This is a genomic window from Bacillus sp. hwrm1, assembly GCF_040207805.1.
GTDB lineage: Bacteria > Bacillota > Bacilli > Bacillales > Bacillaceae > Bacillus > Bacillus velezensis.
Genome location: NZ_CP157943.1, coordinates 1,399,811 through 1,414,193 on the forward strand (window position 1 = coordinate 1,399,811; position 14,383 = coordinate 1,414,193).

A 14,383-nucleotide genomic window follows, 5' to 3' on the forward strand; every position below is an offset into this window, starting at 1 on the left:
AAGCTTTTCTCTTTCTTGTTTTAATTGAATGTTTACAATCCTATTGATATAATCTAAGCTAGTGTATTTTGCGTTTAATAGTAGGAGTGATAGATTGTGACAGATAAAGAAAAGCGTTTAGAGAGGCAGTCAAGAATCCGGAATTTCTCCATCATCGCCCACATAGACCACGGCAAATCGACCTTGGCGGATCGGATTTTAGAAAAAACATCGGCGATCACCCAGCGGGAAATGAAAGAACAATTGCTTGATTCAATGGACCTTGAACGCGAACGGGGAATTACCATCAAATTAAATTCCGTTCAGCTGAAATACAAAGCTAAAGACGGAGAAGAATATATATTTCATCTCATCGACACGCCCGGACACGTCGACTTTACATATGAAGTTTCGCGAAGCCTGGCTGCCTGTGAAGGCGCGATTCTCGTTGTTGATGCGGCTCAGGGAATAGAAGCGCAGACATTGGCGAACGTCTATCTGGCGCTTGATAATGATCTTGAGATTCTTCCTGTCATTAATAAAATCGATCTCCCGAGCGCAGAGCCAGAACGTGTGCGTCAAGAGGTTGAGGACGTTATCGGCCTTGACGCTTCAGACGCCGTCCTCGCTTCAGCGAAAGCGGGCATCGGCATCGAAGACATTTTAGAACAGATCGTAGAAAAAGTGCCGGCCCCCGCGGGAGACCCGGAAGCTCCGCTGAAAGCGCTCATCTTTGACTCGCTTTATGACGCGTACCGCGGAGTCGTCGCGTATATCAGAGTCGTAGAAGGAACGGTCAAACCGGGCCAGAAAATTAAAATGATGGCAACCGGAAAAGAGTTTGAAGTCATCGAAGTCGGCGTCTTCACGCCGAAAGCGCAGCCGGCTGACGAATTGACAGTCGGTGACGTAGGCTATTTGACAGCCGCAATCAAAAACGTCGGCGACACCCGTGTCGGTGATACGATCACGAGCGCGGTTAAGCCTGCGGCAGAAGCGCTTCCGGGCTACCGCAAACTCAATCCGATGGTATACTGCGGACTTTATCCGATTGACACAGCCAAATATAATGATTTGCGCGAGGCTCTGGAAAAACTTGAATTGAACGATTCATCTCTTCAATACGAGGCGGAGACGTCACAAGCCCTCGGCTTCGGTTTCCGTTGCGGATTTTTAGGTATGCTTCACATGGAAATCATTCAGGAGCGGATTGAGCGTGAGTTTAAAATCGACCTGATCACAACGGCACCGAGTGTTATCTATGATGTGTATATGACAGACGGCGAAAAGGTTGTTGTCGACAACCCGTCCAACATGCCTGACCCACAAAAGATCGAAAGAATCGAGGAGCCGTATGTAAAAGCGACAATGATGGTTCCGAACGATTATGTCGGTGCGGTGATGGAGCTTTGCCAAGGAAAACGCGGCAATTTTATCGACATGCAATATTTAGACGCAAATCGTGTCAGCATTGTCTATGACATGCCATTAGCGGAAATCGTCTATGAGTTTTTTGATCAGCTGAAATCAAGCACAAAAGGCTACGCGTCCTTTGATTACGAACTGATCGGCTACAAACCGTCTAAACTTGTCAAGATGGACATTATGCTGAACGGAGAAAAAATCGACGCCCTTTCATTTATCGTGCATCGCGATTACGCGTACGAACGCGGAAAAGTAATTGTGGAAAAACTGAAAGAGCTTATTCCGCGCCAGCACTTTGAAGTACCGATTCAAGCGGCGATCGGACAGAAAATCGTGGCCCGCTCAACCATTAAGGCCATGCGGAAAAACGTCCTTGCAAAATGTTACGGAGGAGACATCTCGCGGAAACGGAAGCTTCTTGAAAAACAAAAAGAAGGAAAACGCCGGATGAAGCAGGTCGGCTCAGTAGAAGTGCCGCAGGAAGCGTTTATGGCCGTTCTTAAAATGGATGACAGCCCGAAAAAATAACGGAAGCCGCCGCAGTCCCGCGCTGCGGCTTCTTTCTGTAAAGAAGAAGGTGTTTCAAAATGAAATCAGCTTATATTCATATTCCGTTTTGTGAGCATATCTGCCACTATTGCGATTTCAATAAATATTTTATTCAGAGCCAGCCTGTCGATGAGTACTTAAACTCACTCGAAAAGGAAATGATAAATACAATAGAACGGACGGGACGCCCTGATCTCCGCACGATTTTTATCGGGGGAGGCACGCCGACATCGCTCTCACCCGTCCAGCTGGAAAAATTGATGGATTCCATTCACCGCGTGCTGAAGCCTTCTGACGGACTCATAGAATTTGCCGCGGAAGCGAATCCGGATGATTTGTCTCCGGAAAAATTAAAAATCCTGAAAAATGCCGGTGTCAACCGGCTGAGCTTCGGTGTTCAAACCTTTGAAGATGAGCTTTTACAAAAAATCGGAAGAGTGCATAAACAAAAGGACGTATTCACTTCCTTTGAACGTGCGAGGGCTCTCGGCTTCGACAACATCAGTCTCGATTTAATGTTCGGCCTGCCGGGTCAGACGCTGGCCGATCTTGACAATTCCGTCAAAACGGCTTTGTCTCTTGATGCGGAGCACTATTCCGTTTACTCGCTGATCGTAGAGCCGAAAACGGTGTTTTATAATTTAATGCAAAAAGGCCGCCTGCATCTCCCCGCGCAAGAACAAGAGGCCGAGATGTATGAAACAGTCATGAGGCAGATGAGTGAAGCGGGCATCCGTCAATACGAGATCAGTAACTTTGCAAAGCCCGGATACGAGTCGCAGCATAATCTGACGTATTGGAGCAATGAAGAGTATTTCGGTTTTGGCGCAGGCGCTCACGGATATATCAGCGGCACGCGCACCGTCAACGCCGGGCCTGTGAAACATTACATGCAGCTCATCGAAGAAAAGGGGCTGCCTTACCGTGACACGCACGAGGTGACACGTGAGGAGCAGATTGAAGAAGAAATGTTCCTCGGTCTCAGAAAAATGTCCGGCGTACAAAAGCAAGCTTTTCTCGATAAATTCGGACGCTCGGTCGACGAACTGTTTCCCGATGTTCTCAAAGATTTAACCGAAAAAGGCCTAATCTGTGACACGGAAGAATCGGTTGCATTAACGCATGAGGGCAAATTATTAGGAAATGAGGTTTTTGGCGCTTTTTTGGGTGAGTTATAATTGACATTTTTCTTTTGGTTTGTTACTTTTGATATAGAATTAGCACTCGCTGACCTTGAGTGCTAACAGGGGTGATGATGATGTTAACAAATCGTCAGCTGTTGATCCTGCAAGTGATTATTAATGATTTTATACAATCAGCGCAGCCTGTAGGATCAAGAACTCTTTCAAAAAAAGACGAGATTACATTCAGCTCTGCAACGATCAGAAACGAGATGGCTGACTTGGAGGAATTGGGCTTTATTGAAAAAACCCATTCATCCTCAGGACGGATTCCGTCGGAAAAAGGGTACAGGTATTATGTCGATCATTTGCTGTCACCCGTCAAGCTGACAAAAACCGATCTGGATTTAATTCACTCGATATTTAAAGAAAAAATCTTCGAGCTGGAAAAAACAGTCCAAAAATCAGCGCAAATCCTGTCCGACCTGACAAACTACACATCGATTGTCCTCGGGCCGACGCTGAGCGAGAACTATCTTAAACAGATTCAAATCGTACCGATCCAGCCGGATAAGGCGGTCGCCATCCTCGTCACGAACACGGGGCATGTCGAAAACCGCACCATCAATTTCCCGGCTAAAGTGGATTTGGCCGATATTGAAAAACTGGTCAATATACTAAACGATCGATTGGCGGGCGTGCCGATGGACGAACTGAATGAGCGCATTTTCAAAGAGGTTGTCACATATTTAAGGCAGCATATCGCCAACTATGACAGCATACTTGAATCGCTCCGCTCCACATTCCATCCGGCGGCCCACGTTGAGAAATTGTTTTTCGGCGGAAAGATCAACATGCTGAATCAGCCGGAGTTCCATGATATTGAAAGGGTCCGCTCGCTCTTATCTTTAATTGAAAAAGAGCAGGATGTTCTGAAGCTGTTTCAGTCATCAAAAGCCGGGATTTCAATCAAAATCGGGAAAGAAAACGACTACGAAGAAATGGAAAACTGCAGCTTAATCACGGCCACCTATACAGTTGATACGAAGCAGATCGGATCAATCGCCATTATCGGGCCGACGCGTATGAATTATTCAAGAGTCGTCAGCCTGCTGCAGCACGTGACTTCGGACTTGTCAAAAGCATTCACAAGTTTGTATGATGAATAAGGGAATTTTGGCAATCATTTTCAGTCATCTTTTTACAGCATTTGAGGGAGGTGAACACAATGTCAGAAGAAAAACAAACCGCAGAACAGGTTGAAGCAGCAGAACAAGAAGAAGTGACAGAACAGGCAGAACAAGCCGCTTCACAAGAGCAGCATGAAGAAACGGCAGGTCAGGAAGAAGCCCTTCAGCACCAAATTGATGAATTGCAGGGTTTGCTTGATGAAAAAGAAAACAAGCTTTTGCGTGTTCAAGCAGACTTTGAAAACTATAAACGACGCAGCCGCCTTGAAATGGAAGCTGCTCAGAAATATCGTTCTCAAAACGTCGTAACGGAAATCCTTCCGGCTCTCGACAACTTTGAACGGGCGTTACAGGTAGAAGCTGAAAGCGAGCAGACAAAAAGCTTGCTGCAAGGTATGGAAATGGTCCGCCGCCAGCTGATGGACGCACTTGAAAAAGAAGGCGTTGAAGCCATCGAAGCTGTCGGTCAGGAATTTGATCCGAACCTTCACCAAGCCGTCATGCAGGTGGAAGATGAAAACTTCGGCAGCAATATTGTTATCGAAGAACTGCAAAAAGGCTACAAACTGAAGGATCGCGTCATTCGTCCTTCAATGGTAAAAGTGAATCAATAACTACATAGCAGGAGGTAATTCAAAGTGAGTAAAGTAATCGGAATTGACTTGGGTACGACAAACTCATGTGTGGCAGTGCTTGAAGGCGGAGAGCCTACAGTTATCGCCAACGCTGAAGGAAACCGTACGACTCCGTCAGTCGTTGCATTTAAAAACGGCGAGCGCCAAGTAGGGGAAGTGGCGAAACGCCAATCCATCACAAACCCTAACACAATCATGTCTGTCAAACGCCATATGGGTACTGACTATAAAGTGGAAATCGAAGGAAAAGACTACACGCCTCAAGAAGTGTCAGCTATTATCCTTCAGCATCTGAAAGCATATGCTGAAAGCTACCTCGGCGAAACAGTTTCAAAAGCCGTTATCACGGTTCCTGCATACTTCAACGATGCAGAGCGCCAAGCGACAAAAGATGCCGGTAAAATCGCCGGTCTTGAAGTAGAGCGTATTATCAACGAGCCGACTGCAGCAGCGCTTGCATACGGACTTGATAAAACGGACGAAGACCAAACAATTCTTGTTTACGACCTTGGCGGCGGTACGTTTGACGTATCTGTTCTTGAACTTGGCGACGGCGTGTTTGAAGTCCGTTCAACTGCCGGTGACAACCGTCTTGGCGGAGACGACTTTGACCAAGTCATCATCGATCATCTCGTAGCAGAATTCAAAAAAGAAAACGGCATTGATCTTTCAAAAGACAAAATGGCGCTTCAGCGTTTGAAAGATGCGGCTGAGAAAGCGAAAAAAGATCTTTCCGGCGTTTCATCTACACAAATTTCTTTACCATTTATCACAGCGGGAGAAGCAGGTCCTCTTCACCTTGAGCTGACACTGACCCGCGCTAAGTTCGAAGAGCTTTCCGCTCACCTTGTTGAGCGCACAATGGCTCCTGTCCGTCAGGCTCTTCAAGATGCGGATCTTTCTGCGAGCGAAATCGACAAAGTTATCCTTGTCGGCGGATCAACACGTATTCCTGCCGTACAGGAAGCAATCAAAAAAGAAACGGGTAAAGAAGCGCATAAAGGCGTAAACCCTGATGAAGTTGTAGCGCTGGGTGCAGCGATTCAAGGCGGCGTCATCACGGGAGACGTAAAAGACGTTGTTCTTCTTGACGTTACACCGCTTTCTCTCGGTATTGAAACAATGGGCGGCGTGTTCACGAAACTGATCGACCGCAACACGACAATTCCGACGAGCAAGTCTCAAGTATTCTCAACTGCAGCTGACAATCAAACGGCTGTTGACATTCACGTGCTTCAAGGTGAGCGCCCGATGTCTGCCGACAACAAAACGCTCGGCCGCTTCCAGCTTACTGATATCCCGCCTGCACCGCGCGGCGTACCGCAAATCGAAGTTTCTTTCGATATTGACAAAAACGGTATCGTAAACGTAAGAGCGAAAGACTTAGGCACAGGAAAAGAACAAAACATTACAATCAAATCTTCTTCAGGTCTTTCTGATGATGAGATCGAACGCATGGTAAAAGAAGCGGAAGAAAACGCTGACGCTGATGCGAAGAGAAAAGAAGAAATCGAAGTCCGCAACGAAGCTGACCAGCTTGTGTTCCAAACGGAAAAAACATTAAAAGATCTGGAAGGCAAAGTGGACGAAGAGCAAGTGAAAAAAGCAAACGACGCGAAAGACGCGCTGAAAGCCGCTATCGAGAAAAACGAAATTGAAGACATCAAAGCGAAAAAAGATGAGCTTCAAACAATCGTTCAAGAGCTTTCTATGAAGCTTTACGAAGAAGCGGCGAAAGCGCAGCAGGCTGAAGGCGGAGCAAACGCTGAAGGCAAAAAAGCGGATGACAACGTTGTCGATGCGGAATACGAAGAAGTAAAAGACGACGAAACGAAAAAATAAGTTCTGTCCCGCATGGCTATAGGCGGAAGAACACACAGCATATTCTGATTCAACAGACAGAAAGTCAAAGTCAGGCATCTCTTGGCTTTGACTTTTTTTCTTGCCCGGGATAAAAGGAATTGAAAAAACATAATTCAAAATGATACAATCTAATTTATGTGAGAAATTCGGGAGAGTGAAGCGAGATGAGTAAGCGTGATTACTATGAAGTGCTTGGGGTAAGTAAGAGCGCTTCAAAGGATGAAATCAAAAAAGCCTATCGGAAGCTTTCAAAAAAATATCATCCTGATATCAATAAAGAATCCGGAGCAGATGAAAAATTCAAAGAGGTAAAAGAAGCGTACGAAGCGCTCTCAGACGACCAAAAACGCGCTCAATATGACCAATTCGGCCATACAGACCCTAACCAGGGATTCGGCGGCGGTTTCGGAGGCGGCGGAGACTTCGGCGGCTTCGGTTTCGATGACATCTTCTCAAGCATCTTCGGAGGCGGCACGAGACGCCGTGACCCGAATGCGCCGCGGCAAGGCGCGGATCTGCAGTATACAATGACCCTGTCATTTGAAGACGCGGCTTTCGGGAAAGAAACGATCATTGAAATTCCGCGCGAAGAGAATTGCGAAACATGTAAAGGGTCTGGCGCGAAGCCGGGAACAAAGCCGGATACGTGCTCGCACTGCGGAGGTTCTGGCCAGCTGAACGTCGAACAGAACACGCCGTTTGGCAAAGTGGTTAACCGAAGAGTCTGCCACCACTGTGAAGGAACAGGAAAAATCATCAAAAACAAGTGTTCTGACTGCGGCGGCACGGGCAAAGTGAAAAAACGGAAAAAAATCAATGTCACGATTCCTGCCGGTGTGGATGACGGACAGCAGCTGCGCGTTCCGGGCCAAGGTGAACCGGGCGTAAACGGAGGGCCTGCGGGAGATCTGTTTGTCGTATTCCATGTGCGCGCCCACGAGTTCTTTGAGCGCGACGGAGACGATATTTATTGCGAAATGCCGTTAACGTTTGCCCAAGCGGCACTCGGAGACGAAGTGGAAGTGCCGACGCTTCACGGAAAAGTGAAATTGAAAATACCTGCCGGCACACAAACAGGCACGAAATTCAGATTAAGAGGCAAAGGCGTTCAGAACGTCCGGGGCTACGGACAAGGCGACCAGCACATTGTCGTCCGCGTCGTCACACCGACGAATCTGACAGACAAACAAAAAGACATCATCCGCGAGTTCGCTGAAGTCAGCGGAAACCTGCCGGATGAACAAGAAATGAGTTTCTTTGACAAAGTAAAACGCGCATTTAAAGGCGAGTAATGATTGGATAGGAGTTGGTAGTTTTGAAATGGTCCGAAATCAGCATTCACACAACACATGAAGCGGTTGAACCCATCTCAAATATTTTGCATGAAGCTGGTGCGAGCGGGGTTGTCATCGAAGATCCGCTTGATTTAATGAAAGAGCGTGAGAATGTTTACGGGGAAATCTACCAGCTCGACCCCAATGATTACCCCGATGAGGGTGTCATTGTCAAAGCGTATCTGCCGATCAACAGTTTCCTCGGCGAAACGGTGGACGGCATTAAAGAGACGATTAATAATCTGCTTTTGTACGACATTGATTTGGGCAGAAACACAATCACCATTTCTGAAGTTAATGAAGAAGAATGGGCGACAGCTTGGAAAAAGTATTATCATCCTGTGAAAATTTCTGAAAAGTTCACGATTGTTCCCACTTGGGAAACGTACACACCTGTTCATACAGATGAACTGATTATCGAAATGGATCCGGGTATGGCATTCGGTACGGGAACGCATCCGACAACGGTTCTGTGCATTCAGGCGCTTGAGCGTATCGTTCAAAAAGGCGACCGTATAATTGATGTCGGCACCGGTTCAGGAATTTTAAGCATCGCGGCCGCCATGCTTGAGGCCGAATCGGTTCATGCGTATGACCTTGATCCGGTCGCTGTTGAAAGCGCGCGTCTGAATGTGAAATTGAACAAAGTGAGTGATACGGCCGAAGTGAAGCAGAACAATTTGTTAGACGGCATCACGGGCGAACATGATGTCATTGTCGCAAATATTTTGGCGGAAGTGATTCTCCGCTTTACATCACAGGCGTACGACCTGCTCAAAGACGGAGGCCATTTTATTACTTCAGGCATTATCGGCCAGAAAAAACAGGAAGTAAAAGAAGCGTTGGAAAAAGCCGGCTTTACCATCATAGAAATTCTGTCTATGGAAGATTGGGTCAGCATCATCGCGAAAAAATAACAGTTAGTAGGTGTCACAGCGTATGCAACGATATTTTATCGAGCTCACGAAGCAGGAGATGGACGAAACTCCTGATTTTCAAATCACGGGGGAAGACGTCCACCATATAGCGAACGTCATGAGAATGAGTGCGGGAGACCGGATTATCTGCTGTTCGAAAGACGGCCATGAAGCGTTATGCCTGCTTAAAGAGGTTTCTAAAGATCATATATCATGCAGCATTGCTGAATGGACGGGTGAAAACCGTGAACTGCCTTTGAAGATCAGGATCGCCAGCGGCCTCCCGAAAGGCGATAAGCTTGAATGGATTATCCAAAAAGGGACCGAGCTGGGGGCAAGTATGTTCATCCCTTTTCAGGGCGCCAGATCCGTCGTTAAGCTAGACGACAAAAAGGCAAAGAAAAAGCGGGAGAGATGGGCGAAAATCGCGAAGGAAGCGGCGGAGCAATCGTACCGCAATGAAATTCCCGAAGTGAAAACCGTTCATACGTTCCGGCAGCTGCTTGAAATGGCGGAGAATGTCGATAAATGTGTCGTTGCATACGAGGAGTCATCAAAGCAGGGAGAAACGGGCGCTTTCGCTGCGGAGCTCAAAAGCCTTCCGCAAGGTTCGTCTCTTTTAATCGTATTCGGCCCTGAAGGCGGTCTGACTGAGTCTGAAGTTCATCAGCTTTCAGAAAAAGGCGCCGTCTTATGCGGCCTCGGACCGAGAATTTTACGGACTGAAACTGCGCCTCTTTACGCGTTAAGCGCAGTTTCCTATCATACAGAGTTATTAAGAGGTGATCAGTAATGGCAACTGTTGCTTTTCATACCCTTGGCTGCAAGGTCAACCATTATGAAACAGAAGCAATCTGGCAGCTGTTTAAAGATGCGGGTTATGAACGAAAAGAATTCGAACAGACAGCAGATGTATATGTCATTAATACATGTACGGTAACAAACACGGGAGATAAAAAAAGCCGTCAAGTCATCAGACGGGCGATCCGCCAAAATCCTGACGGCGTCATCTGCGTAACAGGGTGCTATGCGCAAACCTCTCCGGCGGAAATTATGGCCATCCCGGGTGTTGACATCGTCGTCGGCACGCAGGATCGTGAAAAAATGCTCGGTTACATTGAGCAGTACAGGGAAGAGCGCCAGCCGATCAACGGCGTCGGCAATATTATGAAAGCACGCGTGTTTGAAGAGCTGGATGTTCCCGCTTTTACTGACCGCACAAGAGCGTCGTTAAAAATCCAAGAGGGCTGCAACAATTTCTGTACGTTCTGCATTATCCCTTGGGCGCGCGGCCTGCTTCGTTCCCGCGATCCGGAAGAAGTCATTAAACAGGCGCAGCAGCTGGTGGATGCCGGCTATAAAGAAATCGTCCTGACGGGGATTCATACGGGCGGCTACGGCGAAGATATGAAAGATTATAATTTCGCCAAGCTTCTCCGCGAGCTTGATACACGTGTAGAAGGACTGAAGCGGATCAGAATTTCATCTATTGAAGCAAGCCAAATCACTGATGAAGTGATTGAAGTGCTGGATGCGTCTGATAAAATCGTCCGTCACCTTCATATCCCGATTCAGTCAGGATCAAACACCGTTCTGAAACGGATGAGACGCAAATATACGATGGAATTTTTCGCGGACCGTTTAAATAAGCTGAAAGAAGCGCTGCCGGGTCTTGCCGTCACATCTGATGTCATCGTCGGTTTCCCGGGAGAAACGGAAGAAGAATTTATGGAAACATACCGGTTCATTAAAGAACATAAGTTTTCAGAGCTTCACGTATTCCCTTACAGCAAACGCACCGGAACACCTGCGGCCAGAATGGAAGACCAGGTTGACGAGAACGTGAAAAACGAACGGGTGCATAAGCTGATCGCGCTGTCTGACCAGCTTGCAAAAGAATACGCCTCCGATTATGAAGGAGAGGTTCTGGAAATCATTCCGGAAGAGGCGTTTAAAGAGTCTGATGAGGAGGGCATGTTCGTCGGCTATACGGACAATTACATGAAAGTCGTCTTCAAAGGCACGGAAGATGTAATCGGCAAACTTGTCAAAGTCAAAATTCAAAAAGCGGGCTATCCGTATAACGAAGGACAATTCGTCCGCGTCGTTGAGGATGAAATGACCCGAAACATGCGCATGTCTTCATAACTGATAAAAAAACCGGTGCCTTCCCGCATCGGTTTTTTTACGGTTTCGGAGGAATCAGCCTGTCAATCAGCCGGTAAAACAAATGTGTGAACGGCAGAAACAATAAGGCGGTGACTACGTTAAATAACAGGCTGAAATGCGCAATCATCTGCGCGGGATCATCAGACAGGCGCTCCGTAAAACCTGCTGATGCGGACAGGAAGGGAAATACGAGCAGCACGCCGAGAATATTAAACACAACGTGAGCACCGGCGGTCTGTCTGGCGGCATAACCGCCTGAAACAGCAGCCATGACGGCCGTGACGCATGTCCCGATATTAGATCCCAGAACGACGCTGACCGCTTGTTCAATGCCGATCACCCCTTCGTTCATAAAACTCATCAAAATGCCGATGCAGACGGAGCTTGAATGAATGATTGCCGTCAATATCATGCCGATAAAAAGAGCGGACCAGCTCGAATCATTCACATGTCGCAAAACCTCCGCCCCCGCCTTCATTTCTGTCAGCGGAACGGCGAGCCGGCTGAAGCATGTGATGCAAAAAAAGATGATGCCGAGACCGAGGAAGCTTATGCCGATCTGCCTGAACGGATATTTACGGAGGAGGATAAACACAAGGCCTCCGATAAAAAGCACCCAAATGAGCACATCCATCTTTATGGCTAAAAACTCCGTCGTAAACGTGGAGCCGACATTCGTGCCGAGAATCATCGGAATGGTCCGTTTAAAAGATAAAGCGCCTGCGCTGACAAAGCCGATGACAATGACCATGAAGGCTGAGCTGCTCTGAAGAAAACCAGTGAATACGATGCTTATGAGAAAAGCTTTCAAAGGGTGGTCGGTAAATAAGAGCAGGCTCTTCTCAATTTTTGAATACGTTAATGCGATCAGCCCCTGCCTGAGCAGGCTCATTCCGAGTAAAAAAATCAGGATAAGTGCGGTAAAGAGAATCAGTATCATCAAATGAAACACCCCTTTCCATCATTATATAGACAAGCAGCTTTATTCATGACGGAAAAGTGAGCTCGCTTAGTTGACCTGACTGATGGCTTATATTATAATGTCAAAGTACATGTTTATATATGTATCTTTTTAAAGGTAGTCGATTGGTGTATTCGGAGGGAGGGAAAGAGAATGTCAAAAACGGTCGTTAGAAAAAACGAATCGCTTGAAGATGCTCTTCGTCGCTTCAAACGCAGTGTATCAAAGACAGGTACTTTGCAAGAAGCAAGAAAGCGCGAATTTTATGAAAAACCTAGCGTAAAGCGCAAGAAAAAGTCAGAAGCTGCTAGAAAACGCAAATTCTAAAAGAGGGTGGATTTATGAGTCTTCTTGAGCGACTTAACCAAGATATGAAGCTGTATATGAAAAGCCGTGAGAAAGACAAACTGACTGTCGTTCGAATGGTGAAAGCTTCACTTCAAAACGAAGCAATTAAGCTTAAGAAAGACAGTTTGACCGAGGATGAGGAACTTACTGTCCTATCTCGTGAACTTAAGCAACGTAAAGACTCCCTCCATGAATTTTCAAACGCTAATCGTTTAGATTTAGTAGATAAAGTTCAAAAAGAGCTGGACATTTTAGAAGTTTATTTACCGAAGCAGCTTTCTGAAGAAGAGCTGCAGACAATCGTAAATGAAACCATCGCTGAAGTCGGTGCGAGCTCCAAAGCGGACATAGGCAAAGTGATGAGTGCTATTATGCCTAAAGTAAAAGGTAAAGCTGACGGCAGCGTAATTAACAGACTTGTCAGCAGTCAATTATCTTAATTGACAAGAAAAAAGACATCTTTCCTTGAGAGATGTCTTTTTTTATACATAAAAAAATGAAACTAAAGTACATTTGTTACGTATATAAAGAAGAACGAAACGGGAAGGAGGGTATATTTGCCTTGTTCCAAAAAAAAACCGGAATTGCTGTTGCTCTATTGGGCTTATTTGTATTATCTTTATTAGGGGTTCAATTGAACGCGAAAGCTGATCACCCATCGGTTTATGTCATCCCGGTTGAGAAAAATGTCGAACAGGGGCTCGCCTCGTTTTTATCGCGTTCTTTCAAAGAAGCGAAGGAGTCCGGCGCGTCACACATTATTCTTGACATCAATACACCGGGAGGCGCCGTTCAATCAGCCTTGGATATTGCTGATATCATCGGCCGCGCGGATGTGCCTGTTACCGCTTACGTTAATAAACGGGCGCTTTCTGCCGGAGCGTATATAGCGCTTCAGGCAGATGAAATCTATATGGCGCCGGGCGGAAAAATGGGTGCCGCAGCCATCATCGACGGAAAGGGAAACGCGGCAGACAAAAAGGCCCAATCACTGTGGCATGCAGAAATGGAGGACGCAGCGGTTAAAAACAACCGAAATCCGAAATACGCCCTGGCCATGGCAGATCCCGCCATTAATGCAAAGGAAGCGGGCGCCCCAAAGGGAAAACTGCTGACACTGACAGCTGAAAAAGCCAAGGAAGTCGGATATTCGGAGGGCACGGTTTCAGACCTTGATGCTTTATATACAAAGCTCGGTTTTGACAAAGCGGATGTTCACCATGCAAAAGAAGGTTTCGTCGGCAAACTGGGCAGATGGCTGACAAATCCGTTTGTTGTCCCCGTCTTATTAACGCTTGCTTTGCTTGGTTTGACCATTGAATTGTTCTCGCCGGGCCTCGGGATACCGGGTGCCGTCGGACTGACGGCCATGCTGCTGTTTTTCACCGGGCATATCGCTGCCGGATTCGCCGGCTATGACAGCGTATTCTTATTTTGCGCGGGCTTGGTTTTTATCCTTTTAGAGATATTTCTGCCCGGAGGCATAATCGGTCTTATCGGTATTGCAGGCGTCATCGCGAGCCTCTTTCTCGCTGCGGGCAGCTTTACCGTAATGGCGGTTTCTCTATTGATCGCCATTGCTGTGTCTATTACAGCCTTTATCATATTAACAAGGGTGTTGGGGAAACGAATGAAATTCTTTAAAAAATTAATATTAACTGATTCAACAAGCACGGAGAGCGGTTATGTTTCAAATCAGAACCGGACGGAGCTGTTGGGAAAAGTCGGCGTTACCGCTACAGCCCTCAGACCGTCAGGCACCGTCATTATTGATGATGAACGTCTGGATGTCGTCTCAGAAGGATCATTCACTGAAAAAGACAGACAGGTGAAAGTAGTGAAAGCGGAAGGCTCACGCATTGTCGTGAGAGAAATATAGATGATAACCTTGA

Annotated in this window: 13 protein-coding genes; 12 read left to right on the forward strand and 1 reads right to left on the reverse strand. The window is 46.8% G+C overall.

Annotated elements, in window-relative coordinates:
• Nucleotides 1-96: 96 nt before the first annotated feature.
• From lepA to mtaB, 9 genes are all read left to right on the forward strand, one after another.
• On the forward strand, nt 97-1,932 hold the full coding sequence (lepA, locus tag ABK447_RS07260) for a translation elongation factor 4 (protein ID WP_015240241.1): 1,836 nt from the start codon (nt 97-99) through the stop codon (nt 1,930-1,932).
• 59 nt (nt 1,933-1,991) lie between these two features.
• A complete protein-coding gene (gene hemW / locus ABK447_RS07265) occupies nt 1,992-3,131 on the forward strand; it encodes a radical SAM family heme chaperone HemW (protein WP_007408272.1) in 1,140 nt (379 codons plus the stop codon).
• Between the two features lie 80 nt (nt 3,132-3,211).
• A complete protein-coding gene (gene hrcA, locus ABK447_RS07270; RefSeq protein ID WP_003152889.1) occupies nt 3,212-4,243 on the forward strand; it encodes a heat-inducible transcriptional repressor HrcA in 1,032 nt (343 codons plus the stop codon).
• A 59-nt stretch (nt 4,244-4,302) separates the two neighbouring features.
• Nucleotides 4,303-4,878, forward strand: coding sequence for a nucleotide exchange factor GrpE (gene grpE / locus ABK447_RS07275; protein ID WP_003152892.1), 576 nt, complete (start codon nt 4,303-4,305; stop codon nt 4,876-4,878).
• 24 nt (nt 4,879-4,902) lie between these two features.
• Nucleotides 4,903-6,741, forward strand: a complete 1,839-nt coding sequence (gene dnaK / locus ABK447_RS07280) for a molecular chaperone DnaK (protein WP_007408273.1) — start codon at nt 4,903-4,905, stop codon at nt 6,739-6,741.
• Between the two features lie 185 nt (nt 6,742-6,926).
• Nucleotides 6,927-8,054, forward strand: a complete 1,128-nt coding sequence (dnaJ, locus tag ABK447_RS07285; RefSeq protein WP_003152895.1) for a molecular chaperone DnaJ — start codon at nt 6,927-6,929, stop codon at nt 8,052-8,054.
• 23 nt (nt 8,055-8,077) lie between these two features.
• Nucleotides 8,078-9,013, forward strand: coding sequence for a 50S ribosomal protein L11 methyltransferase (gene prmA, locus ABK447_RS07290; RefSeq protein WP_015240238.1), 936 nt, complete (start codon nt 8,078-8,080; stop codon nt 9,011-9,013).
• Nucleotides 9,014-9,035: 22 nt separating this feature from the next.
• Nucleotides 9,036-9,806, forward strand: coding sequence for a 16S rRNA (uracil(1498)-N(3))-methyltransferase (locus ABK447_RS07295; RefSeq protein ID WP_007408275.1), 771 nt, complete (start codon nt 9,036-9,038; stop codon nt 9,804-9,806).
• Nucleotides 9,806-11,161, forward strand: coding sequence for a tRNA (N(6)-L-threonylcarbamoyladenosine(37)-C(2))-methylthiotransferase MtaB (gene mtaB, locus ABK447_RS07300; RefSeq protein WP_007408276.1), 1,356 nt, complete (start codon nt 9,806-9,808; stop codon nt 11,159-11,161). The genes ABK447_RS07295 and mtaB overlap by 1 nt, the downstream gene beginning before the upstream one ends.
• A gap of 37 nt (nt 11,162-11,198) precedes the next feature.
• Here the strand turns inward: mtaB and ABK447_RS07305 are convergent, their stop codons facing one another.
• The gene (locus tag ABK447_RS07305; protein ID WP_015240237.1) at nt 11,199-12,125 is read right to left on the reverse strand and encodes a Na/Pi symporter; all 927 of its coding nucleotides are present in this window, start codon (nt 12,123-12,125) and stop codon (nt 11,199-11,201) included.
• 171 nt (nt 12,126-12,296) lie between these two features.
• Here ABK447_RS07305 and rpsU point away from each other — a divergent pair, with 171 nt between their 5' ends.
• The 3 genes from rpsU (at nt 12,297) to ABK447_RS07320 (ending at nt 14,370) form a co-directional block, all read left to right on the forward strand.
• Nucleotides 12,297-12,470, forward strand: coding sequence for a 30S ribosomal protein S21 (gene rpsU, locus ABK447_RS07310; RefSeq protein WP_003152957.1), 174 nt, complete (start codon nt 12,297-12,299; stop codon nt 12,468-12,470).
• Nucleotides 12,471-12,484: 14 nt separating this feature from the next.
• Nucleotides 12,485-12,931: a GatB/YqeY domain-containing protein gene (locus tag ABK447_RS07315; protein WP_094031845.1), complete on the forward strand. Its 447-nt coding sequence runs from the start codon at nt 12,485-12,487 to the stop codon at nt 12,929-12,931.
• A 122-nt stretch (nt 12,932-13,053) separates the two neighbouring features.
• A complete protein-coding gene (locus ABK447_RS07320) occupies nt 13,054-14,370 on the forward strand; it encodes a nodulation protein NfeD (RefSeq protein WP_094031844.1) in 1,317 nt (438 codons plus the stop codon).
• The last annotated feature ends 13 nt before the right edge of the window (nt 14,371-14,383 follow it).

Excerpts from the sequence above, each read along its gene's own strand:
- ABK447_RS07295 (WP_007408275.1), top strand. The coding sequence starts at position 9,036 with ATGCAACGATATTTTATCGAGCTCACGAAGCAGGAGATGGACGAAACT.
- hrcA (WP_003152889.1), top strand. The coding sequence starts at position 3,212 with ATGTTAACAAATCGTCAGCTGTTGATCCTGCAAGTGATTATTAATGAT.
- ABK447_RS07315 (WP_094031845.1), top strand. The coding sequence starts at position 12,485 with ATGAGTCTTCTTGAGCGACTTAACCAAGATATGAAGCTGTATATGAAA.
- rpsU (WP_003152957.1), top strand. The coding sequence starts at position 12,297 with ATGTCAAAAACGGTCGTTAGAAAAAACGAATCGCTTGAAGATGCTCTT.
- hemW (WP_007408272.1), top strand. The coding sequence starts at position 1,992 with ATGAAATCAGCTTATATTCATATTCCGTTTTGTGAGCATATCTGCCAC.
- dnaJ (WP_003152895.1), top strand. The coding sequence starts at position 6,927 with ATGAGTAAGCGTGATTACTATGAAGTGCTTGGGGTAAGTAAGAGCGCT.
- mtaB (WP_007408276.1), top strand. The coding sequence starts at position 9,806 with ATGGCAACTGTTGCTTTTCATACCCTTGGCTGCAAGGTCAACCATTAT.
- grpE (WP_003152892.1), top strand. The coding sequence starts at position 4,303 with ATGTCAGAAGAAAAACAAACCGCAGAACAGGTTGAAGCAGCAGAACAA.